Source organism: Pseudomonas nitroreducens, from assembly GCF_010994165.1.
Taxonomy (GTDB): Bacteria; Pseudomonadota; Gammaproteobacteria; order Pseudomonadales; family Pseudomonadaceae; genus Pseudomonas; species Pseudomonas nitroreducens.
The window spans coordinates 432,259-453,256 of the sequence record NZ_WMBX01000001.1; the positions used below are offsets into that span (position 1 = coordinate 432,259).

The 20,998-nt window shown below is 65.1% G+C and carries 19 protein-coding genes and 2 pseudogenes; 15 read left to right on the forward strand and 6 right to left on the reverse strand.

Annotation, left to right across the window (positions count from 1 at the left end; genetic code table 11):
- Positions 1 to 163: 163 nt before the first annotated feature.
- The 7 genes from GJV37_RS02010 to GJV37_RS02035 all read left to right on the forward strand — a co-directional run bounded on the left by GJV37_RS02010 (position 164) and on the right by GJV37_RS02035 (position 4,839).
- Positions 164 to 469, forward strand: coding sequence for an aspartate-semialdehyde dehydrogenase (locus GJV37_RS02010; protein ID WP_065085762.1), 306 nt, complete (start codon positions 164 to 166; stop codon positions 467 to 469).
- Between the two features lie 48 nt (positions 470 to 517).
- A complete protein-coding gene (locus tag GJV37_RS02015; protein WP_038803291.1) occupies positions 518 to 1,117 on the forward strand; it encodes an alpha-ketoglutarate-dependent dioxygenase AlkB family protein in 600 nt (199 codons plus the stop codon).
- Positions 1,114 to 1,275, forward strand: a complete 162-nt coding sequence (locus GJV37_RS02020; protein ID WP_089285726.1) for a hypothetical protein — start codon at positions 1,114 to 1,116, stop codon at positions 1,273 to 1,275. Before GJV37_RS02015 ends, GJV37_RS02020 begins: the two co-directional genes overlap by 4 nt.
- A gap of 215 nt (positions 1,276 to 1,490) precedes the next feature.
- Entirely contained in the window at positions 1,491 to 1,601 is a 111-nt protein-coding gene (gene ccoM, locus GJV37_RS29635) for a cytochrome c oxidase subunit CcoM (protein WP_024764625.1), read from the forward strand.
- A 181-nt stretch (positions 1,602 to 1,782) separates the two neighbouring features.
- Complete coding sequence (locus GJV37_RS02025; RefSeq protein WP_065085764.1) at positions 1,783 to 3,771, forward strand: FUSC family protein; 1,989 nt, start codon at positions 1,783 to 1,785, stop codon at positions 3,769 to 3,771.
- Entirely contained in the window at positions 3,758 to 3,967 is a 210-nt protein-coding gene (locus GJV37_RS02030; RefSeq protein WP_024764623.1) for a DUF1656 domain-containing protein, read from the forward strand. The genes GJV37_RS02025 and GJV37_RS02030 overlap by 14 nt, the downstream gene beginning before the upstream one ends.
- A gap of 14 nt (positions 3,968 to 3,981) precedes the next feature.
- On the forward strand, positions 3,982 to 4,839 hold the full coding sequence (locus tag GJV37_RS02035) for an efflux RND transporter periplasmic adaptor subunit (protein WP_024764622.1): 858 nt from the start codon (positions 3,982 to 3,984) through the stop codon (positions 4,837 to 4,839).
- Here the strand turns inward: GJV37_RS02035 and GJV37_RS02040 are convergent.
- The 3 genes from GJV37_RS02040 to GJV37_RS02050 all read right to left on the reverse strand — a co-directional run bounded on the left by GJV37_RS02040 (position 4,820) and on the right by GJV37_RS02050 (position 7,561).
- Entirely contained in the window at positions 4,820 to 5,998 is a 1,179-nt protein-coding gene (locus tag GJV37_RS02040) for an MFS transporter (protein WP_170859342.1), read from the reverse strand. The genes GJV37_RS02035 and GJV37_RS02040 overlap by 20 nt on opposite strands.
- A gap of 142 nt (positions 5,999 to 6,140) precedes the next feature.
- Positions 6,141 to 6,611: a MaoC family dehydratase gene (locus tag GJV37_RS02045; RefSeq protein WP_170859341.1), complete on the reverse strand. Its 471-nt coding sequence runs from the start codon at positions 6,609 to 6,611 to the stop codon at positions 6,141 to 6,143.
- Positions 6,608 to 7,561: an alpha/beta hydrolase gene (locus tag GJV37_RS02050; RefSeq protein ID WP_169888895.1), complete on the reverse strand. Its 954-nt coding sequence runs from the start codon at positions 7,559 to 7,561 to the stop codon at positions 6,608 to 6,610. Before GJV37_RS02050 ends, GJV37_RS02045 begins: the two co-directional genes overlap by 4 nt.
- A gap of 306 nt (positions 7,562 to 7,867) precedes the next feature.
- On the opposite strand from GJV37_RS02050, the gene fadD2 reads away from it, so the two are divergent.
- Positions 7,868 to 9,556 carry a long-chain-fatty-acid--CoA ligase FadD2 gene (gene fadD2, locus GJV37_RS02055; protein WP_170859340.1) on the forward strand — a complete coding sequence of 563 codons (1,689 nt, stop codon included), beginning with the start codon at positions 7,868 to 7,870 and terminating at the stop codon, positions 9,554 to 9,556.
- A 79-nt stretch (positions 9,557 to 9,635) separates the two neighbouring features.
- Here fadD2 and GJV37_RS02060 read toward each other — a convergent pair whose 3' ends face one another.
- Entirely contained in the window at positions 9,636 to 9,884 is a 249-nt protein-coding gene (locus GJV37_RS02060) for an HP1242/YdcH family protein (RefSeq protein ID WP_024764617.1), read from the reverse strand.
- 509 nt (positions 9,885 to 10,393) lie between these two features.
- Here GJV37_RS02060 and fadD1 point away from each other — a divergent pair.
- The 6 genes and pseudogenes from fadD1 to hrpA all read left to right on the forward strand — a co-directional run bounded on the left by fadD1 (position 10,394) and on the right by hrpA (position 19,075).
- Positions 10,394 to 12,079, forward strand: a complete 1,686-nt coding sequence (fadD1, locus tag GJV37_RS02065; protein WP_193452120.1) for a long-chain-fatty-acid--CoA ligase FadD1 — start codon at positions 10,394 to 10,396, stop codon at positions 12,077 to 12,079.
- A 39-nt stretch (positions 12,080 to 12,118) separates the two neighbouring features.
- A pseudogene (locus GJV37_RS29765) lies at positions 12,119 to 12,991 on the forward strand (cache domain-containing protein); the annotation flags it as partial.
- Positions 12,992 to 13,249: 258 nt separating this feature from the next.
- Positions 13,250 to 13,849, forward strand: a pseudogene (locus GJV37_RS29770) (methyl-accepting chemotaxis protein); the annotation flags it as partial.
- Between the two features lie 286 nt (positions 13,850 to 14,135).
- The gene (locus tag GJV37_RS02075) at positions 14,136 to 14,387 is read left to right on the forward strand and encodes a GlsB/YeaQ/YmgE family stress response membrane protein (RefSeq protein ID WP_024764614.1); all 252 of its coding nucleotides are present in this window, start codon (positions 14,136 to 14,138) and stop codon (positions 14,385 to 14,387) included.
- Between the two features lie 11 nt (positions 14,388 to 14,398).
- Positions 14,399 to 14,884 (forward strand): hypothetical protein, encoded by a 486-nt coding sequence (locus GJV37_RS02080; RefSeq protein WP_065085768.1) that lies wholly within the window; start codon positions 14,399 to 14,401, stop codon positions 14,882 to 14,884.
- A gap of 171 nt (positions 14,885 to 15,055) precedes the next feature.
- Positions 15,056 to 19,075: an ATP-dependent RNA helicase HrpA gene (hrpA, locus tag GJV37_RS02085; RefSeq protein WP_170859338.1), complete on the forward strand. Its 4,020-nt coding sequence runs from the start codon at positions 15,056 to 15,058 to the stop codon at positions 19,073 to 19,075.
- Between the two features lie 131 nt (positions 19,076 to 19,206).
- Here the strand turns inward: hrpA and GJV37_RS02090 are convergent, their stop codons facing one another.
- On the reverse strand, positions 19,207 to 19,911 hold the full coding sequence (locus tag GJV37_RS02090) for a glutathione binding-like protein (protein WP_170859337.1): 705 nt from the start codon (positions 19,909 to 19,911) through the stop codon (positions 19,207 to 19,209).
- Between the two features lie 132 nt (positions 19,912 to 20,043).
- Here GJV37_RS02090 and GJV37_RS02095 point away from each other — a divergent pair, with 132 nt between their 5' ends.
- A complete protein-coding gene (locus tag GJV37_RS02095) occupies positions 20,044 to 20,481 on the forward strand; it encodes an HIT family protein (RefSeq protein ID WP_065085771.1) in 438 nt (145 codons plus the stop codon).
- A gap of 14 nt (positions 20,482 to 20,495) precedes the next feature.
- Here GJV37_RS02095 and GJV37_RS02100 read toward each other — a convergent pair whose 3' ends face one another.
- On the reverse strand, positions 20,496 to 20,915 hold the full coding sequence (locus tag GJV37_RS02100; protein ID WP_024764608.1) for a hypothetical protein: 420 nt from the start codon (positions 20,913 to 20,915) through the stop codon (positions 20,496 to 20,498).
- Positions 20,916 to 20,998: the final 83 nt, after the last annotated feature.

A 20,998-nucleotide genomic window follows, 5' to 3' on the forward strand; every position in this document is an offset into this window, starting at 1 on the left:
CGGTCGTCCGAAATGTCGCTACGGCCGCCGGCAGGTGCCGGATTTCACGGCAGATTCATCGCGAATCGAACAAAGTGTAGCGAGGCGGGCTCAAGTCTCTAGCGCTGCCGCCGATAGCCTGACAAGAGGACTTCCCACCGAGCTTCGGCGCAGGAGCATCCCGATGCTGCCACTTGTACCGACCCATTTTGCCCCCGTCACTGCCCAGCAGGACCTGCCCAGGCCGCGACCGGATGTCGCCCCGGTGACGCCACCTGCGCCCAGCGCGGGCAACGCTGGTGTGGAGCTGGAGCGCCGTCCGGACGAACAGGCGCTCAAGGACGAGTACCAGCGCCGACGCAAGCGTCGCGAGCAGACCGACGGCACGCCCGAGGGCGAGGCGCTGGAGGAGCTGGAAGAAGTCGAGGAACTGGGTGAAGGCGTGCAGGCCGCGCCGCGCAAGGGACTGTGGATCGATGTCGAGGTCTGACTTCCCGGGGTAGTAGACTCTGTCCATCGCTGAATGCCCGAGCCTTGCATGCTGTTCGACGACGCCCCCATCCTGCTGCCCGATGCAGAACTGCGCCTGATTCCCGACTGGTGCCCGCCGCCGCGTGCCGCCCGTTGGCTGGCGCAGTTGCTGGCCGAGACGCCCTGGGAGCAACCGCTCGTCCGTCTGCACGGCCGCGACTACCCGGTGCCGCGCCTGGTCAATTGGTACGGCGATCCCGAGGCCTTCTATACCTATTCCGGCCTGACCCACGCGCCGCTGCCCTGGACGCCGCTACTGGCGGAGATTCGTGCCGCGGTGGAGGCGGCGGCCGGGCAGCGCTTCAATGGCGTGCTGCTCAACTACTACCGCGACGGCCAGGATTCCATGGGCTGGCACAGCGATGACGAGCCGGAGCTCGGACGCAATCCGGTGGTGGCCTCGCTGAACCTGGGCGGGACCCGGCGCTTCGATTTGCGGCGCAAGGGGCGAAACACAATCGAACATTCCATGGAGCTTTCCGGCGGTTCGCTGCTGGTCATGTCCGGCGCGACACAGCATTATTGGCAGCATCAGGTCGCCAAGACGCGCCGTCCGGTCGCGCCGCGCCTGAACCTGACTTTCCGCCTGGTGCATGCCCTGCCATGAGCAACGACGACAAGCTGATCGACTTCACCGCCGAGCGCGACAAGCGCATCCACGACGTGCACGAAAAGCGCCTGCAGGATGTGCGCAAGGCCTTCGAGCAGGCACTGCCGCTGGGCAAGTCGCGCAAGAAGGGCAAGAGCAAGCCGAAGAAGCGCTGAACTTCTTCGCCTCCAATCCCCCGCTTCACCCGCAAACCCCCGCCCTGCGCGGCTTCCCGCCGCACCCCGTCCCCTCCGAAACTTGACCTGCGTCAGTGCTCCGGGCCTCCCCGGAAAGCGCCTTGTCGTCCATTGATCCAGGTCAATTTGCACCGCCAGGCCGCCGGTAATCTGCACACATCCCCAGACGATGTAGGCAACAGGAGGCCAGCATCATGTTCATCGACGAAGTGGTTCTCGCAGGCATCCTTACCGTCGGACTGATGGTTGTTTTCTTCGGCGGGGTTGGAATTTTCATCTGGAAGGACAGCCACAAGAAGAGCTGATCCTTACAGATTCACAGAGCACGCAAGGCACTTCGGGCGACTTAGGTCGCCCGTTTTTTTGCCCTGACGAAAGTGGGGATGACATATTGTTAGCTTGCTAATAATATGATCAGCAACGATTCCATCATCCTCTTTGCCGGCTATCTTTAAGCGATAGACCCGGACCCTTTCGAGAGACCGCGTGCGACCTACGCTGCAGGCATTCCTCGCGCCGGATACGCTGGCGCTGAAATTCGCAATCAAGACCCTCCTGGCCGGTGGTCTGGCGCTCTGGTGCGCCTTCCGCTTTGACCTTGAGCAGCCGCAGTGGGCGCTGATGACCGTGTTCATCGTTTCCCAGCCGCTGTCGGGCATGGTGGTGGCCAAAGGGCTTTTCCGCCTGATCGGTACCGTGGTCGGTACCGTCATGTCGGTGGTGATGATCGCGCTATTCGCCCAGACGCCCTGGCTGTTCCTGCTGGCCATCTCGCTCTGGCTAGGGCTCTGCACGGCTGCGTCGACGAGCCTGCGCAACCACGTTTCCTACGCCTTCGTGCTATCGGGCTACACCGTGGCGATCATCGGCCTGCCGGCGATCAACCATCCGCTGGACGTGTTCGACCAGGCCGTGGCGCGCAGCACGGAAATCTGCCTGGGGATCCTCTGCGCCTCGGCCATCAGCGCCATCCTCTGGCCCCGTCGCGTCGAGGCCAACCTGGACAAGCAGGCCCAGGCCACCTGGCTTACCGGCATGCAGGCCGCGCGCAGCGAGATCGATGCCGACGCTCGGCAGATCAAGGGACTGCTGCAGGCGCTGGGCAAGATTGTCGAAGTCGACGTGCAGCGCGACCATGCCTGGTTCGAGGGCTATCGCGGACGCATGCGCTCACGCGCGCTGCGGATTCTTTCCCGTGACTTGCTTAGCCTGCTGCGCACCGCGCGCGGTGTAGCGCGCCAGCGCAGCGTGCTGGACGCGGAAGACCGTGCCCGCCTGCAGCCCTGGTTCGAGGAGCTGCGTGCCGCGCTGGAAAATCCCCAGGTCGATGTGATGCATGGGTTGCAGGAGCGCCTGCAGAAGGCCGGCACCGACGACAGCTATTCCAACGACCTGCGCTACTGCCTGACCCGTTGTGCCTTGTTGCTGCGCAAGGCGGTGGATTCGGAACGGACCATGCGTGCGGTAGCCGACGGTCGGGTGGACGATGTTGCCACCGGTACCCTGTCCTGGCACCGCGATGGGCTGATGGCGCTGTTCTACGGCCTGCGCAGTGCGCTGGCGTTACTCGGCATGTCGGCCTTCTGGATGGCCACGGCCTGGCCGGCGGCCACCGGCGGCATGCTGCTGGCGGCGGTGATCTGCAGCCTGTTCGCAAACCGCGACAATGCCGTCACCATCGGCCTGGGTTTCCTGCGAGGCATTCTCTACGCGATCCCGGCGGCTGCCATCGTAAGTCAATGGCTGCTGCCGCAGTGGAACGGCTTCCCGCTGCTTTGCCTGGCACTGGGCGTGCCGCTGTTCTTCGCCTTGCTGGGCATGGCCACGCCAGCGCTGGCGGGCACGGCGACGTCCTTTTCGATCCACTTCATCACGCTCGTAGCGCCCAGCAACGTGATGAAGTACGACCTGGCCAACCTGCTTAATTCGGCCCAGGGCATCGTCATCGGCGTGGGCTTTGCGGTGCTGGTGTTCCGCTTGCTGACCTTGCCGGCGGACTGGCTCAACCGCCGGTTGATCCAGGCCACCTGCGAAGATCTCGGACGCCTGACTCGGCGGCCGCTGGCCGAAGCCGAGAACTGGTTTGGCGGGCGCATGGCCGACCGCCTGATCCGTCTGGCGCGGCACTACACTCTGTTGCCCAAGGAAGAGCAGCGGCGTTGGCAGGACGGCCTGTTCGCCCTTGACCTGGGCAATGAGCTGATCCACATGCGAGCCTGCCTCAACGGCGCCCAGGGGCAGTTGCGCAAGCGTCGTGATCAGTTCCTCGGTGCACTGGGCAGCGTGCTGGAAAAGGGCCCTGGCGCGGGCCGCGAGCCGCGCCTGGAAAGCCTGTGCCCGCCGCTGGAGGAAGCCCTCGCGCATGATCTGCAGGGTGACGACGAATCCAACCGCCTGGCCCGTGCCGCGCTGGCGCAATTACGCCATACCTGGCGCCAGTGGTGCCGCCTGGAGGACGCCAATGGGACTGCATGAGTTCGGCTGGGGTGGCGTGTTTCTGAGTCCGCTGTTCATCTACGCGGTGCTGGCCCTGGGCCTGACCGTGGTTTTGCGCCTGCTGCTGCAGGCCACCCCCTTCGGACGCTGGATCTGGCACGAGGCGCTGTTCGACTGCGCGTTGTTCGTGCTGATTCTCTGCGCCATTACCTGGGCGCTCAGCGCTGTGCCCTGAGAGGAGAAGTTTGTATGCGCGGAACCTTTCGCGTAGCGGTCACCGTCATCCTGGTCATTGCCGCTGTCATGGCCGGCACCTGGCTATGGCGCTACTACATGCTGTCGCCCTGGACCCGCGATGCGCGCGTGCGCGCCGATGTGGTGGTGATCGCCCCGGACGTATCCGGCTGGGTCACCGACCTCGCCGTGCAGGACAATCAGCAGGTCAAGGCCGGTGACCTGATCATGCGCATCGACCACGAGCGCTATGCCGCCAACCTGGAGCAGGCCAAGGCCGTCGCCGAGACGCGCCAGCAGCAATATCGACTGCGCCTGAGCGAAGCCTCGCGGCGCAACAAGCTGGGCATCGCCGCCATCAGTGCCGAGGACAAGGAGACCGCGCAGATCAACGCCGCCATTGCCAAGAGCGAGTTCGACGAGGCCCAGGCCCAGGTCCGGCTGGCGCAGCTCAACCTGACCCGCAGCGAAATGCGCGCCCCGCGCGACGGCCAGGTCACCAACCTGCGCCTGGCCCAGGGCAACTATGCCCAGGCTGGCCAGCCGGTGATGGCGCTGGTGGACCAGAAGTCCTTCTACGTCACCGCCTACTTCGAAGAAACCAAGCTGCCCGGCATCCGTGTCGGCCAGCCGGCGCAGGTGGTGTTGATGAGTGGCGACATCGCCATCGACGGCACGGTGGAAAGCATCAGCAGCGGCATCACCGACCGCAACGCGATCCCCGACAGCCAGTTGCTGGCCAACGTCGAGCCGACTTTCAACTGGGTGCGCCTGGCCCAGCGCATCCCGGTGCGCATCCGCCTGGGCACGGTACCCGAAGGCGTACACCTGAGCGCCGGGATGACCGCCAGCGTCACCGTGAAGGAGCGCTGAGCCCCAGCGCATGCGGTTCGCGCCCGAGCCAGCAGGAAAGTGCCGCGCACAGCACCGACGCGCTTACCAGGCTGACGCCGACCCAGGGCGTCCAGACGATGCCGGCCAGGCTGATCGCCGCGCCGCCCAGCGCCGCGCCGAGGGCAATGCCCAGGTGCATGGCCGAGGTGTTCAGTGCCACGCCGGCGCTGCCGCTGGCGGGGTCGCTGGCGAGCAGGTAGCTCTGCACCGCTGGCGAAATCATCCAGCTGATGGTGCTCCAGACCATCAGCGCGCCGAGCAGCAGCCACGGATGTCCGAGGCTCAGCGGGATCGCCGTCATCGCCAGGGCGAACAGCACCGGCACCACGATCAGCGCGCGGCGCTGGCCGAGCCGGTCGCTCAGCCAGCCACCCAGATAACCGCCGCCGATGGCCGCCAGGCCGATCAGTAACAGGGTCAGCGCAATGCTCTGGCTGTCAGTGATCCCGGCGACCTGCTGGAACCAGGGCGTGATGTAGGCGAACAGGGTGAAGTGACCGCCCAACAGAAGAATCGACACCAGTTGTGCGAGATTCAGCGCGGGACTGCGCAACTGGCGCCTGTACGCTGCGCCATTGGCCGGGCTCTCCAGCGTGCGGCGGGGCAGGGCGAGCAGCAGCAGGGCGGCCAGTGGCAGCGAGTAAAGGGCGATGGCGGCGAAGATCCAGCGCCAGCCGAACCAGTCGTTGACCAGTACGCCGGCTGGTACGCCGAACACCAGCGAGCCGCTGATGCCCATGAAGATCAGGCCAATGGCGCGCCCGCGCTGGCCCGGCGGCGCCAGCTCCACCGCCAGCAGGCTGGCCTGCATGATCAGCAACCCACAGCACGCGGCCATGCCGATGCGCATCAGCAGCAGCGAGGCGTAGTCGGGACTCAGCGCGGCGCCAGCATTGAACGCGGCAAACACCAGCAGGGTGATGAACAGCAGCCGCCGGCAATCGGCGCCACGGGTCAGCCAGCCGAGCAACGGCGCGGCGATGGCGAAACTCAGGGAAAACAGGCTGGTGAGCTGGCCGGCGAGGCTGAGCGAGACATTCAGGTCGTCGGCGAGAGAGGGCAGGATGCCGGTGAGGATGGCCTCGGCGAGGCCGGCGGCGAAGGTGCAAAGGGACAGCAATAGCAGTCGAAGGTCCATGGCGGCTCCGATTCCCGGTGAGGGGTTTCGGGCACGAAGCCTTCGGTTATCCCGGATGGATGTGAGGTGACGGGGGCAGGGTAGTCGAGGGGAAAACTGTATACAAGTTTCCGGGACCGGATGGCCGGCCCCGGAATTTGCATCAGCCGATGGTGATCGGCGGCAGGGCGGGCAGTTCGATGTCGAGTTTTTCGGTCGGCGCCATCACTTCGGCCTCGCCTTTCACCACGGCCTTGCCGTCCTGGTTGAGCACCACGGTGCCGATGCGCACGCGGTTCTTCGGCAGCTTTTCCAGCACTTCCAGTTCCACCGTCAGTTCGTCACCGAGCTTCACCGGGCGGGTGAAAGTCAGGTTCTGGCCGAGGTAAATGGTGCCCGGGCCAGGCAGGGTGGTGGCGATTGCCGCGCTGATCAGCGCGCCGGTGAGCATGCCGTGGGCGATGCGCTCCTTGAACTGGGTGGTGGCGGCGTAGTCGGCGTCCAGGTGCACCGGGTTGCGGTCGCCGGAGACCTCGGCGAACAGCTGGATGTCGCGTTCGCCGACGCTGCGCTTGAAGGTGGCCTTCTGGCCGACTTCGAGTTCTTCATAGGGGACGTTCTGCACGGAAGTCATAGGGGCTCCTCGGATTTCTCGACCTGCGGGACCGGGCACTGCGCGCCCAGCCAGTCGATCAGGTTGTGGATGACCTCGTCGCGGTTGCTCTCGTTGAACAACTCGTGGCGAGCGTCGGGATAAATCTTCAGTTGGACGTCACGAACCCCGGCGCGGGTCATCGCCTGGGCGAGATCCCGCAGGCGCTTGCCCTGGCTGACCGGGTCGCGTTCGCCGCCGATCACCAGCACGGGCAGGTCGTGGCGGATGCGCGAGAGATGCTCCACCGGCGTTATATCCGCCAGGCCGCCGAGCAGGTCCACCCACAGCTGGTTGCTGCAGCGGAAGCCGCAGAGCGGGTCGGCGACATACTTGTCGACTTCGACGGGGTCGCGGCTGAGCCAGTCGAAGGCTGTACGGTTTGGCTTGAAGGCCTTGTTGAACGAGCCGAAGGACAGCAAGTCGATCAGCGCGCTTTGCCCCAGCGGACCCTGGCGCCAGCGCTCGAAGCGGGCGATGGCGCGAGCGCTTTTGTACAGTGCGACCGGCTGGTAATTGGAGCCGGACAGCACCGCCGCATTCACGCTGGCGCTGTGTTGCAGCAGGTAGGCGCTGCCAATGTAGCTGCCCATGCTATGGCCGAGCAGGATGATCGGCAGGTCCGGGTGTTCCTCGCGCACATGCTGGTTGAGCGTGTGCAGGTCGCCGATCACCTTGCCCCAGCCGCCGCGGTCGGCGTAATGGCCCAGCTCGCCGTTCTCGGCGGTGCGGCCGTGGCCGCGCTGGTCGATGGCATAGAGGTGATAGCCGGCGGCGTTCAGCGCCAGGGCCAGGCGCTCGTAGCGGCCGGCATGCTCGGCCATGCCATGGGACAGCATCAGGGCCCCGCGGGACGGGCCTTCCGGCGCCCAGTGGCGGGTATAGAGCGGTGTCTCGTCGCTGGCAGCGAGCCAGTAGGCGGCGTAGGGCATGGGGTCCATCCTGGTTCTTGTTCGTCGATTCTTATTGGAATGGGGCCATGGAGCGGGCCAGACGGGGCGATTCTGCCACGCCGGGACATCTTCTGTATGGATTGCGGATAGCTCCCGGCCATTGTCGTGCAAGTCCCGTCCCAGGCGGCCGCCGGCTCTATCCCGCGCTGAGCGGGGGTGGTGGAGCAAGATTCACGCAGTCTATGACGCCGCCTGGAGTCTTTGCGATGACCAAAGGAACTGCTAGCTTCCGTCGAATGACCGCAATGACGGTTCGGTTTCGCTCAGGTACGAGGACAAGAATAAATGCAACCTGATTTCTGGAACGACAAACGCCCGGCCGGCGTGCCCAGCGACATTGACCTGACCGCCTACAAGTCGGTGGTGGAAGTCTTCGAACGCTCCTGCAAGAAGTTCGCCGACCGCCCGGCCTTCAGCAACATGGGCGTGACCCTGACCTACGCCGAGCTGGATCGCCTGTCCGCCGCCTTCGGCGCGTACCTGCAGAAGCACACCGACCTCAAGCCCGGCGACCGTATCGCCGTGCAGATGCCGAACATCCTGCAATACCCCATCGCCGTGTTCGGCGCCCTGCGCGCCGGCCTCATCGTGGTCAACACCAACCCGCTCTACACCGCCCGTGAGATGCGCCACCAGTTCAAGGATTCCGGCGCCCGCGCGCTGGTCTACGTGAACCTGTTCGGCAAGCTGGTGCAGGAAGTGCTGCCCGACACCGGCATCGAGTACCTGATCGAAGCGCAGATGGGCGACCTGCAGCCGGCGCTCAAGGGCCTGCTGGTCAACACCGTGGTCAAGCACGTGAAGAAGATGGTGCCGGAGTACAACCTGCCCCAGGCCGTTTCCTTCAAGGCAGCGCTGCGTCAGGGCCGCGGCCATGGGCTGCAGCCGGTCAAGGTCGGTCTGGAAGACATCGCGGTGCTGCAGTACACCGGCGGTACCACCGGCGTGGCCAAGGGCGCCATGCTCACCCACGGCAACCTGGTGGCGAACATGCAGCAGGTGCATGCCTGTCTGCAGCAACACGGGCCGGACGGCAAGCCGCTGATGCAGGTCGGCAACGAGGTGATGATCGCGCCGCTGCCGCTGTATCACATCTATGCCTTCACCGCGAACTGCATGTGCATGATGGTCAATGGCAACCACAACGTGCTGATCACCAATCCGCGCGATATCCCCGGCTTCATCAAGGAACTGAAGAAGTGGCGCTTCTCCGCGCTGCTGGGTCTGAACACCCTGTTCGTCGCCCTGATGGACCGCCCCGAATTCAAGGAGCTGGACTTCTCCAACCTGAAGGTCACCAACTCCGGCGGCACCGCGCTGGTCACCGCCACCGCCGAGCGCTGGAAAGCCATGACCGGCTGCACCGTGGTCGAAGGCTACGGCCTCACCGAGACGTCCCCGGTGGTCAGCACCAACCCCTACGGCGACCAGGCGCGCCTCGGCACAGTCGGCATCCCGGTGCCGGGCACCGCGCTGAAGGTGATCGACGACGACGGCAACGACGTCGGCCTGGGCGAGCGTGGTGAGCTGTGCGTGAAGGGCCCGCAGGTAATGAAGGGTTACTGGCAGCGCGAAGAAGCCACCGCCGAGGTGCTGGACGCCGACGGCTGGCTGCGCACCGGCGACATCGCGGTGATCGACCCGGACGGCTTCACCCGCATCGTCGACCGCAAGAAGGACCTGATCATCGTCTCCGGCTTCAACGTCTACCCCAACGAGATCGAGGACGTGGTCATGGCCCACCCGAAAGTCGCCAACTGCGCGGCCGTCGGCGTGCCGGACGAGAAATCCGGCGAGGCGGTGAAGCTGTTCGTCGTCGCCCGCGAAGGCGGCGTGACCGTCGAGGAACTCAAGGCCTACTGCAAGGAAAACTTCACCGGCTACAAGGTGCCCAAGCACATCGTGCTCAAGGACGCTCTGCCGATGACGCCGGTGGGCAAGATCCTGCGCCGCGAGCTGCGCGAAACCGCCTGAGGCGAGCGTGAATGAAAAGGGGGGGCTGATCCTGAATCAGCCCCCCCCTTTTTTATGGCGTATTGTCGACGCGAGTGGGTCAACCACCACAGCCGCCGCTGCCGCACTGGCAGCAGCCGTCTTTCTTGCGCAGGATCTCGTAGAGATCGTCCTTGAGCTGCAGCTTCTGCTTCTTCAGTGTCTCTATGGTGTCATGGCTGGCGGGAGTGATCCCCGCTTCCATGTTCTTGATCTGCTGGTCGAGGTCGTTGTGGCTGTGGAAGAGCTTGGCGAAATGCGGGTCTTCGGTTTTCAGACGGGTAATCTTTTCGCGGAATTCGGGAAACATGAGGGTTCTCCAGGAGAGTGCATAAGCACTGTGCGGGAACCTTAATGGTCCGGTGTTGAGGTAGATCATTGAAGGCAGCGTACCCGGGCGCGCCGCCTGAGACGCTGTTCACAGCAGCCGCCGGCGGCGAATCGCTTCAACCGCTTGAGCCATGCGAAACCGGCCTATCCGAAACTGCGATTTCAACCTTCCGAGCGGGACCTGGCCTGAACACCGGTCCCCGTTCTTTTTTCCGGTTTCATTTCCCTGAAACTCACTTTGTCAGACAATCCAACAAGGCTGCGAGCCTTCTGGGACGGGCTTTTCCGACGAATGGGAGATTGGTGACCGGAAAGCCTGTCTTCGGTCATTTTTCTTACGGACAAGGCTGTGTTTGGTGCTGGTCGCTGTTTCCCAAAGCTGATAATCTCGGCCCGCTTTTCGCTCCCCGAGCCGGGGGAAAGCGACATAAACACAACAAAGAACCGCGAACGCGGTAAAGATGAGCTGTTGCTTAGGAGTGGGCTTCCATGACCGACAATTTCTGGAAGGACAAATACCCAGTGGGGATCGCTGCCGAGATCAACGCTGACCAGTACCCGAACATCCTCGCGGTACTCAAAGAATCCTGCCAACGTTTTGCAGACAAGCCTGCCTTCAGCAACCTGGGCAAGACCCTGACCTACGGCGAGATGTACAAGCTCTCCGGGGACTTCGCCGCCTACCTGCAGCAACACACCGACCTCAAGCCCGGCGACCGCATCGCCGTGCAACTGCCCAACGTGCTCCAGTATCCGATCGTGGTCTTCGGCGCCATGCGCGCGGGCCTTATCGTGGTCAACACCAACCCGCTGTATACCGCGCGGGAAATGGAGCACCAGTTCAACGACTCGGGCGCCAAGGCGCTGGTGTGCCTGGCGAACATGGCTCACCTGGCCGAGGAAGTGCTGCCCAAGACCGGCATCCGCAACGTCATCGTCACCGAAGTGGGTGACATGCTGCCGCCGCTCAAGCGCTTCATCGTCAACTTCGTGGTCCGCAACATCAAGAAGATGGTGCCGGCCTACAGCATCCCCAACGCGCAGAAGCTCATCGACGTCCTGGCCAAGGGCCGCGGCAAGGCGGTGGCGGAAGTCTCGCCCAAGGGCGACGATGTAGCGGTGCTGCAGTACACCGGCGGCACCACCGGCGTGGCCAAGGGCGCGATGCTGACCCATCGCAACCTGGTCGCCAACATGCTGCAGTGCAAGGCACTGATGGGCGCCAACCTCAATGAAGGTTGCGAGATCCTCATCACGCCGCTGCCGCTGTATCACATCTACGCCTTCACCTTCCATTGCATGGCGATGATGCTCACCGGCAACCACAATATTCTGGTGACCAACCCGCGCGACCTGGCCAGCATGGTCAAGGAGCTGTCGCAGTGGAAGTTCACCGGCTTCGTCGGCCTGAACACCCTGTTCGTCGGCCTGTGCAACAACGAAGGCTTCCGCAAGCTGGACTTCTCCGCACTGAAGCTGACCCTCTCCGGCGGCATGGCCCTGCAGCAGGCTGCTGCCGAGCGCTGGAAGGACGTCACCGGCTGCGCCATCTGCGAAGGCTACGGCATGACCGAGACCAGCCCGGTGGTGTCGGTGAACCCGTTCCAGAACATCCAGATCGGCACCATCGGCATCCCGGTTCCGTCGACCCTCTGCAAGGTCATCAGCGATGACGGCCAGGACCTGCCACTGGGCGAGCGTGGCGAGCTGTGCGTCAAGGGCCCGCAGGTGATGAAGGGCTACTGGCAGCGCCAGGAAGCCACCGAGGAGATCCTCGACAAGGATGGCTGGCTGCGTACCGGCGACATCGCGATCATCCAGGAAGACGGCTACATGCGTATCGTCGACCGCAAGAAGGACATGATCCTGGTGTCGGGCTTCAACGTGTACCCCAACGAGCTGGAAGACGTGCTCGCCACCCTGCCGGGCGTGCTGCAGTGCGCCGCGATCGGTATCCCGGACGAGAAGTCCGGCGAGGCGATCAAGGTCTTCGTGGTGTCCAAGCCGGGCGTCACCCTGACCAAGGAGCAAGTCATGCAGCACATGCACGACAACCTCACCGGTTACAAGCGTCCCAAGTCCGTGGAATTCCGCGACAGCCTGCCGACCACCAACGTTGGCAAGATCCTGCGCCGCGAATTGCGCGACGAAGAGCTCAAGAAAATCAGAGCCTGAGCCGATAGATAAGAAACCCGCCGCAAGGCGGGTTTTTTGATGGGGCAAGGAAGCCATGTCCCCTATCCGCCTGAGGTGAACGCCTTGAACACTGCCCTTCGTTTGCGCGCCAAGGTCCTGCTCCTGGCCATCGTGCCGATCCTCCTCCTCACCCTGCTGCTGTGCGCGATTTCCACCGTTGCCTTGAAGCAACTGGCGACCCAGCAGGAAGCGCAGATCCGCGAGAACCTTACCCAGGACCGCGAAGCCCAGCTGAAGAACTTCGTCGACGTGGCACTGGCCGCCGTCGGGCCTGTCTACCAGGCCGCTGCTCAGGGCGATGCCGCGGCGCGCGAACAGGGCATCGCCATCCTCAAGCGCCTCGAATACGGCAAGGGCGGCTACTTCTGGGGCTACGACACCCGCTCCATCCGCGTCTTCCAGGGCACCAGCGACGAACGCCTGGGCGAAGACTTCAGCGGCTATCGCGATCCCAACGGCGTCTACGCCATCCGCGAACTGGTGGCGGCGGGGCAGAGCGGCCAGCACTACGTGCGCTACAGCTTCACCCTGCCGGGCGGCAATGCCATCGTGCCGAAGATCGGCTACGCGCATTACCTGCCCAAGTGGAACCTGGTGTTCGGTACCTCCCTCAACCTCGACGACGTCGAGCGCGAAGTGAAGGAGGCCGGTGCCGCTTTCGATGCCAAGATCGACAACCTGCTGCTGCTCATGGGTGGCGGGGCGCTGGCGCTGCTGGTGGTGATCGGCCTGCTCGCCGGGCTGTTCAGCCGCGCCATCGTGCAGCCTATCGTGCAGGTCCGCGATAACCTCGACGACATGGCTGCCGGTGACGGCAACCTGACCCATCGCCTGAACCTGGGCCGCCATGACGAGCTGGGTGAACTGGCCGGCTCGTTCAACCGTTTCGTCGAGAAGATTCACGTACTGGTGCAGCAGGTCGCCGGCACCACGAACCAGCTGTCGGGTCTGGTGGGCGATGTGGCCCAGCAGGCGCAGCGCTCCGAACGCGCGATGGACGGGCAGCGCCACGAGACTGACCAGGTCGCCACCGCCATCAACGAAATGACCGCCGCTGCGCAGGAAGTGGCGCGCAGCGCACAACAGGCCGCCGACGCAGCGCAACAGACCGATCGCGAAGGCCAGGCCGCCAAGCGCGAAGTGGACCTGTGCGTCTCGCAGATCAACGACCTGGTGGGCGAGGTGCGCAGCAGCAGCGACTCCCTCGACACCCTGCGGCAGGACGTGCAGGGCATCGTCGGTGTGCTGGAAGTGATCCGTTCCATCGCCGAGCAGACCAACCTGCTGGCGCTCAACGCTGCCATCGAAGCGGCCCGCGCCGGCGAGGCCGGGCGTGGTTTCGCCGTGGTCGCCGACGAAGTCCGTGCCCTGGCCAGCCGCACCCAGCAGAGCACCGGGGAAATCCAGCAGATGATCGACCGCCTGCGCGGTACCACGGAAGGCTCGGTCAGTGCCATGCAGCGCGCCAGCGACATGGCCGAGCGCACCCGTGGCCAGGCCAACCAGGCCGGCCAGTCGCTGGACGCCATCGCCCAGCTGATCGGCACCATCAACTCGATGAACGCGCAGATCGCCAGCGCCGCCGAGGAGCAGACCGCGGTGGCCGAGGAGATCAACCGCAGCGTGCACCAGATCGCCGGCGGCGTGGAGAGCGTGGCGGACGACGCAGCCAAGGGCGCGCGCACGGCGACCGAGCTGAACGGCCTGGGCGAGCGCCTGCGCCAGCTCGTGGGGCAGTTCCGCATCTGAGCGGAGCCGCGCGCTGGCGGCATTGCATTGCTAGGGAATCGCAAGCGCCCATGGATGGGAGCTTGCGCTCCGATTCGGGGACGCCAGGCCAGTGGCGTATTCAACGGCGGTCCGAACAACCGGCTCCTTAGCCGATGGCACGTCTGCCCCCCAGATCGTTCACCGGCGCCTCCGCGCTGGAGACAGTCAACATTCCCCGCGGTACTTTCGGAAATCACCGATACCTCCATGGCAGCGCTGCTCGTAGCCTCGGCCGACGTTCCCACTGTCACGGAGTTCTAGCGCCATGCACCTCATCTGGACAATCTGTATCGGCTTCGTTGCGGGGCTTGTTGCGCGGTGGCTGGCACCCGGGAACAACTCCCTGGGCTTCTTCATCACCGCTGCCCTGGGTATTGCCGGCGCGCTGCTGGCGACCTTCGCGGGCCAGGCCTTGCACTTCTACCAACCCGACGAGTCCACGGGCTTCATTGGCGCGGTGATCGGCGCCGTAGCCCTGCTCGTCCTCTACCACCTGCTGTTCGCCAAAAAGAGCTGAGGAAATTCGCCATGAGTCTGATGGATTCGTTGTTGCAGCAAGTGGTCGGTGCCGTCGGTGGCAATCTGGACGAGCACCTTGAAAATGCGCCCGCCGGCGCACTGGGGCAGAGCCTCACCGCCATGTTCCATTCCGATCAGACGCCGCCTTTCGCCAACACGGTGAGCCAGTTGTTCGGCCAGTCCAGCGATGTGCAGCGTGCGGGCATGCTGAATCAATTGCTGGCTGCCGCTGGCCCGGCACTGCTCGCCCAGATGATGAGCGGTGGCCTGGGCAAGGTGCTGCAGCCGGGCGCGACGCAGCTGACGCCGGAACAGGCCGGGCAGTTGAGCGCGTCGGAGGTGGAGGTGATGGCTGCCCAGGCGGAAAAGGCCAACCCCGGCGTAGTCGAAAGCATCGGCCACTTCTATGCCCAGCATCCCACGCTGATCAAGACCCTCGGCGGCGCGGCACTGGCCATTGCCCTGGCCAAGCTGCGCGAGCACCAGCAGGCCTGACTCCCGGCGGGGCGCGACGCCCCGCCAATACGGGCCGCAACGCATTCGGCGTGGCGGCCCTTGCCGGTCCTCTGCGACAATCCACGGATTGTCGCCATGACAGCCCATTTTCCGGGACCGGCCTCGCTCGTTTGCGCTGCGCCGCTTCCCGCGCATACGCCAGCGAAGCCGATGACCCCAGAAACCACGCCGACTCCCGAACAGCTCCTGCAGCGCATGGACCATGCGCTGATCCGCGACCGCCATCGCCTGCGCCGGCAACTCCATGAACTGCGCAAGCACCCGGACGACGCCAAGCTCGCCCAGTGGGCCGAGCGTTTCCAGGCCTCCTGCGCCAAGGTCGAGGCGCGCCGTGCGAGCATTCCGAAGATTCGCTACGACGACAGCCTGCCCATCGCCGCCAAGCGCGACGAGATCAAGGCCGCGCTGGAAAAGAGCCAGGTGGTGGTGATCGCCGGCGAAACCGGTTCGGGCAAGACCACCCAGCTGCCGAAGATCTGCCTGGAGCTGGGCCGTGGCACCCATGGCCTGATCGGCCACACCCAGCCGCGCCGCCTGGCCGCGCGCAGTGTCGCGACCCGCGTCGCCGAGGAAATCGGCACGCCACTGGGCTCGCTGGTCGGCTACCAGGTGCGTTTCGAGGACCAGAGCGACGACAGCACACTGATCAAGCTGATGACCGACGGCATTCTGCTGGCCGAGACCCAGCACGACCGCTACCTGGAACGCTACGACACGATCATCGTCGACGAAGCCCACGAACGCAGCCTGAACATCGACTTCCTGCTCGGCTTCCTGAAGACGCTGCTGCCGCGCCGTCCCGACCTGAAGCTGATCATCACCTCGGCGACCATCGACCTCGAACGCTTCTCCAAGCATTTCGGCGATGCACCCATCGTCGAGGTCTCGGGCCGCACTTACCCGGTGGACACCTGGTATCGACCGCTCGCCGCGGAAGTGGACGAGGACGGCGAGGCGCTATTCGACGACCTTTCCGTGGACCAGGGCATCCTCCGCGCGCTGGACGAAATTGCCGCCCATGAGCGCGAAATCGGCAAGCGCCCCGGCGACGTGCTGGTGTTCCTCCCCGGCGAGCGCGAGATTCGCGACGCCGCCGACATGCTGCGCAAGGCCAACCTGCGCCACACCGAAGTGTTGCCGCTGTATGCGCGCCTGACGCCGGCCGAGCAGCAGAAGATTTTCGCGCCCATGCCGGGGCGCAAGATCGTGCTCGCCACCAACGTCGCCGAGACCTCGCTGACCGTGCCGGGCATCCGCTACGTGATCGACAGCGGCACGGCGCGCATCAGCCGCTACAGCTACCGCGCCAAGGTCCAGCGCCTGCCCATCGAAGCCGTCTCGCAAGCCAGCGCCAACCAGCGCAAGGGCCGTTGCGGCCGGGTCGAGCCGGGCATCTGCGTGCGCCTGTACAGCGAGGAAGACTTCAACGGTCGCCCGGCCTTCACCGATCCGGAAATCCTGCGCACCAACCTGGCGGCGGTGATCCTGCAGATGCTCCATCTGCGTCTGGGCGACATCGAGGCCTTCCCCTTCATCGAGCCGCCGGATGGCAAGGCGATCAACGACGGCTTCACCCTGCTGCAGGAGCTCTCGGCAGTGAACCGCGAGGGCCTGCTCACACCGCTGGGCCGCCAGCTCGCGCGCCTGCCCATCGACCCGCGCCTGGGCCGCATGCTGCTGGAGGCCGCACAACTGGGCAGCCTGCCGGAAGTCCTCACCGTGGCCAGCGCGCTGTCGGTGCAGGACCCGCGCGAGCGGCCGATGGATCGCCAGCAGGCCGCCGACCAGGCCCACGCACAGTGGAAGGACCCGGACTCGGACTTCGCCGCCCTGATCAACCTCTGGCGCGGCTTCGAGGAGCAGCGCCAGGCGCTGGGCTCCAACCCGCTGCGCAACTGGTGCCGGAAGAACTTCCTGAACTACCTGCGCCTGCGCGAGTGGCGCGATGCGCACCGCCAGCTGACGTTGATCTGCCGCGAATTGCAGCTGCCTTTCGGCTCGAAGTCGGACGGCGCCCAGCGCAAGAACGAACCCGTCCGCGAGCAGGCCAAGCCGCACGACAACCGTGGCCGCCAGCCGGTCGCCAAGGCGGATGAGCCGAAGGCTCGCGACATCGACTACGCCGCCGTGCACAAGGCGATCCTCTCCGGCCTGCTCAGCCAGATCGGCCAGAAGGCGGAGGAGGGCGACTACCTCGGCGCGCGCCAGCGGCGCTTCTGGATTCATCCCTCCAGCGTCATCGGCCGCAAGAAGCCGCAGTGGATCATGGCCGCCGAGCTGGTGGAGACCACCAAGCTGTTCGCCCGCATGGTCGCCAAGATCGAGCCGGACTGGCTGGAACCGCTGGCCGGGCACCTGGTGAAGAAGAACTACCTGGAACCGCACTGGGAGAAACGCCGCGGCCAGGTAGTGGCCTACGAGCAGGTCACCCTGTATGGCCTGATCATCATCGGCCGCCGCGCCGTGCACTACGGCCCGATCGATGCGCCGGTGTCCCGCGAGATGTTCATCCGCGAGGCGCTGGTGCGCGGCGAGATCAACAGCCGCGCCAAGTGCCTGTCGGCCAACCGCCAGTTGCTGGAGAAGCTCGACGAGCTGGAAGCCAAGGCGCGCCGGCGCGACATCCTCGCCGACGAGGAAACCCTGTTCGCCTACTACGACGAACGATTGCCGGCGGATATCTACCAGTCTGCCAGCTTCGAGAAATGGTACGAGCGCGAGCACAAGGCAAAACCGGACCTGCTGATCATGCGCGAGGAAGATGTCCTCGCCCGCGATGCCAGTGAAGTCACTGCCGGTCTTTACCCGGATCGCCTGCAACTGGGTGAGTTGCAGTTGCCGCTCACCTACCATTTCGAACCGGGCCACGTGCGGGACGGCGTGACCCTGCGCGTGCCGGCGCCACTGTTGCCGCAACTGCCTGCCGAACGCCTCGAATGGCTGGTTCCGGGCCTGCTGGAAGCCAAGTGCATCGAGCTGGTGCGCTGCCTGCCCAAGGCCATCCGCAAGAACTTCGTGCCGGTGCCGGACTTCGTCCGGGCGGCGCTGGGCAAGATGGTCTTCGCCGAGGGCGCGCTGTCCGAATCCCTCGGCCGCGAGCTGCAGCGCATGACCGGCAGCCGTGTGCCGGAAGAGGCCTGGGCGGAAGCCGAGACCCAGGTGGAAAGCCACCTGCGGATGAACATCGAAGTGGTCGACGCCCGTGGCAAGTTCCTTGGCGAAGGTCGTGATCTGGTGGAACTCACCGCGCGCTTCGCCGAGGCCAGCCAGGCCGCGCTGGCGATCCCGCAGGCCGACAAGCCGCAGAAACCGGTGGAAGCCAAGGGCTTCGCCGGGGTCGCGGAAAAGGTCCAGCAGAAGGTCGCCGGGCTGTCGATGACGGTCTATCCGGCGCTGGTGGAGGAGGCCGGCGTGGTCAAGGAAAACCGCTTCCCGACCCAGGCCGAGGCCGACTACCAGCACCGCCGCGCCCTGCAACGCCTGCTCCTGCAACAGCTCGCCGAGCCGGCCAAGTTCCTGCGCAGCAAGCTGCCGGGGCAGACCGACATGGGCCTGCTCTATCGCGAGCTGGGCCGGGTCGAGTCGCTGGTGGAAGACATCCTGCTGGCCAGCCTGGACAGCGCCATTCTCGACGGTGAAGCCAACCTGCCGCGCGATGGCGCCGGGCTCGCGTCACTGGCCGAGAAGAAGCGCGGCGCCTGGACCGAGCACGCCGAGCGTATCGCCCGCCTGACCCTGGAAATCCTCAAGCTCTGGCATGGCTTGCAGAAGCGCTTCAAGGGCAAGGTCGACCTGGCCATGACGGTGCCGCTCAACGATGTGAAGGGGCAACTGGCCAGGCTGGTCTACCCCGGCTTCGTGCGTGACACGCCGCTGGAATGGCTGAAGGAAATCCCGCGCTATCTGAAGGCTGTGGAACAGCGTCTGGACAAGGTCGCCGGTCAGGTCCAGCGCGACCGCGTGTGGAGCGGTGAGATGGCCGGCTACTGGGAACAGTACTCGGCGCGCCTGGCCAAGCACGCCCAGGAAGGCAAGCGCGACCCGGAGCTGGTGCTCTATCGCTGGATGCTGGAGGAATACCGCGTCTCGCTGTTCGCCCAGCAATTGGGGACGAAGATTCCGGTGTCGGACAAGCGCTTGTCGAAGCAGTGGAGCCAGGTCGAGGCCTGACGGTCAGGCTCGCGTGGTCCGGGCTGCGACTTTCGTGCTCTTTGTAGGAGCGAGCTCGCTCGCGAACCCGCCCAGCTTTAGCTGCCGGAAATGGGTTCGCGAGCAAGCTCGCGCCTACAGGGTATGAACCGTCAGTCGCGCTTGGGGATGTTCAGCCCGCGCTGCACCGCAGGCCGCGCCAGGAAGCGCTCCAGCACGCGCTTCACGTTCTGGAAGTTCTCGAAACCGACCAGCTCACCCGCCTCGTAGAAACCGACCAGGTTGCGGATCCACGGGAAGGTGGCGATGTCGGCGATGGTGTAGCGCTCCCCCATGATCCAGTCGCGGCCTTCCAGGCGCTGGTCGAGCACGGCCAGCAGGCGCTTGGCTTCGTCGACGTAGCGCTGCAGCGGGCGCTTGTCCTCGTAGTCCTTGCCGGCGAATTTGTTGAAGAAGCCGATCTGGCCGAACATCGGGCCGATCCCGCCCATCTGGAACATCAGCCACTGCAGCGTCTCGTAGCGACCGCTGGCGCCGGGGGCGATCAGCGAGTCGGTCTTGTCGGCGAGGTAGACCAGGATCGCGCCGGACTCGAACAGCGCCAGCGGCTGGCCGTCCGGCCCGTTGGGGTCGAGGATCGCCGGAATCTTGTTGTTCGGGTTCAGCGACAGGAATTCCGGGCTCATCTGGTCGTTGCGCTCGAAGCTGACCAGGTGCGGCTCGTAGGGCAGGCCGAGCTCTTCCAGCATGATCGACACCTTCACGCCATTGGGCGTGGGCAGCGAGTACAGCTGCAGGCGGTCAGGGTGTTCGGCGGGCCATTTGCGGGTGATGGGGAACGCGGAAAGGTCTGACATGCATACTCCGGTCAGGTCACTGGGAAAAGCAGCGGAAGGCCTCAGGATAGACCTCCGGAAGCGGCCGGTCATGACCCGCGCGCGACAAAAAGGTAAGGTGCGGCCCCATAGTCAACGGAGAAGGAACCCACCATGAGCCTGCACGGCACCTACGATCCGCAGAACATCTTCGCCCAGATCATTCGCGGCGAGGCCCCCTGCTACAAGCTGTACGAGGACGACGACGTGCTTGCCTTCCTCGATCTGTTCCCGCAGTCCTACGGCCATGCGCTGGTGATTCCGAAGAATTCGCCGGCGCGCAACATCCTCGAAGTCGACCCCGACGCCTTGGCCAAGGTGATGCGGGTGGTGCAGCGCCTGACCGGCGTGATCGTCGAAGAGCTCAATCCCGATGGCGTGCAGGTCGCCCAGTTCAACGGCGCGCCCGCCGGGCAGACGGTGTTCCACATCCACGTGCACATCGTCCCGCGCTATGCCGGCGAGGGCCTGGGCATCCACGCGGCGAACAAGGCCGAGGCGGCTGAACTGGAGAAGCTGCAGGCGCGCCTCGTTGCCCGTCTGAACGGCTGAGGCGCGCCAGGCGGTTATTCGACGGCGGGCTTGATGTCGAAACCGGTGCGGTTGTCGCTGACGATGCGGAAGGCGTTGTTGCCGCCCGGCTCGAGCGGCACCAGCAGTTCGCGGCGCAGCATGGCCTTGCTGCACAGGCCTTCGCCGTCCTTGTCGCCGATGATGCCGACCACGTGCTTGCCCGCCGGCACGTGGAAGCTGGCCGACTCGCCCTTGCCGATGCGCGCGGCTATTTCGTGGTCGATGGTGATGGCGACGTAGCAGCCGCCACCGAGATAGCCGACGTCGCGGGTGACGTCGACCTTGACGCTGTCCTTGCCGGATTGCTGGTAGGCCAGCAGGCGGTCGGTGGGGACGGGATGGACCTCGTCGTTCTGGTACGAGGCACAACCGGAAAGCGCGAGCACGGACAGGACGGCAAGAATCGAACGCATAGATTTCCTCCATGGACAATGCAGCCTAGGCTAGCCCATCCGGCGGGTTTCCGTCGGCTTGGCAACGCGCTGTAGGAATTTGG

Coding starts and splice junctions, on each gene's coding strand:
- GJV37_RS02010 (WP_065085762.1), top strand. CDS start 164: ATGCTGCCACTTGTACCGACCCATTTTGCCCCCGTCACTGCCCAGCAG.
- ccoM (WP_024764625.1), top strand. CDS start 1,491: ATGTTCATCGACGAAGTGGTTCTCGCAGGCATCCTTACCGTCGGACTG.
- GJV37_RS02040 (WP_170859342.1), bottom strand. CDS start 5,998: ATGGACCTTCGACTGCTATTGCTGTCCCTTTGCACCTTCGCCGCCGGC.
- GJV37_RS02075 (WP_024764614.1), top strand. CDS start 14,136: ATGCACCTCATCTGGACAATCTGTATCGGCTTCGTTGCGGGGCTTGTT.
- GJV37_RS02020 (WP_089285726.1), top strand. CDS start 1,114: ATGAGCAACGACGACAAGCTGATCGACTTCACCGCCGAGCGCGACAAG.
- GJV37_RS02090 (WP_170859337.1), bottom strand. CDS start 19,911: ATGTCAGACCTTTCCGCGTTCCCCATCACCCGCAAATGGCCCGCCGAA.
- GJV37_RS02060 (WP_024764617.1), bottom strand. CDS start 9,884: ATGTTTCCCGAATTCCGCGAAAAGATTACCCGTCTGAAAACCGAAGAC.
- GJV37_RS02080 (WP_065085768.1), top strand. CDS start 14,399: ATGAGTCTGATGGATTCGTTGTTGCAGCAAGTGGTCGGTGCCGTCGGT.
- fadD2 (WP_170859340.1), top strand. CDS start 7,868: ATGCAACCTGATTTCTGGAACGACAAACGCCCGGCCGGCGTGCCCAGC.
- GJV37_RS02095 (WP_065085771.1), top strand. CDS start 20,044: ATGAGCCTGCACGGCACCTACGATCCGCAGAACATCTTCGCCCAGATC.
- GJV37_RS02030 (WP_024764623.1), top strand. CDS start 3,758: ATGGGACTGCATGAGTTCGGCTGGGGTGGCGTGTTTCTGAGTCCGCTG.
- GJV37_RS02015 (WP_038803291.1), top strand. CDS start 518: ATGCTGTTCGACGACGCCCCCATCCTGCTGCCCGATGCAGAACTGCGC.
- GJV37_RS02035 (WP_024764622.1), top strand. CDS start 3,982: ATGCGCGGAACCTTTCGCGTAGCGGTCACCGTCATCCTGGTCATTGCC.
- fadD1 (WP_193452120.1), top strand. CDS start 10,394: ATGACCGACAATTTCTGGAAGGACAAATACCCAGTGGGGATCGCTGCC.
- GJV37_RS02100 (WP_024764608.1), bottom strand. CDS start 20,915: ATGCGTTCGATTCTTGCCGTCCTGTCCGTGCTCGCGCTTTCCGGTTGT.
- GJV37_RS02050 (WP_169888895.1), bottom strand. CDS start 7,561: ATGCCCTACGCCGCCTACTGGCTCGCTGCCAGCGACGAGACACCGCTC.
- hrpA (WP_170859338.1), top strand. CDS start 15,056: ATGACCCCAGAAACCACGCCGACTCCCGAACAGCTCCTGCAGCGCATG.
- GJV37_RS02045 (WP_170859341.1), bottom strand. CDS start 6,611: ATGACTTCCGTGCAGAACGTCCCCTATGAAGAACTCGAAGTCGGCCAG.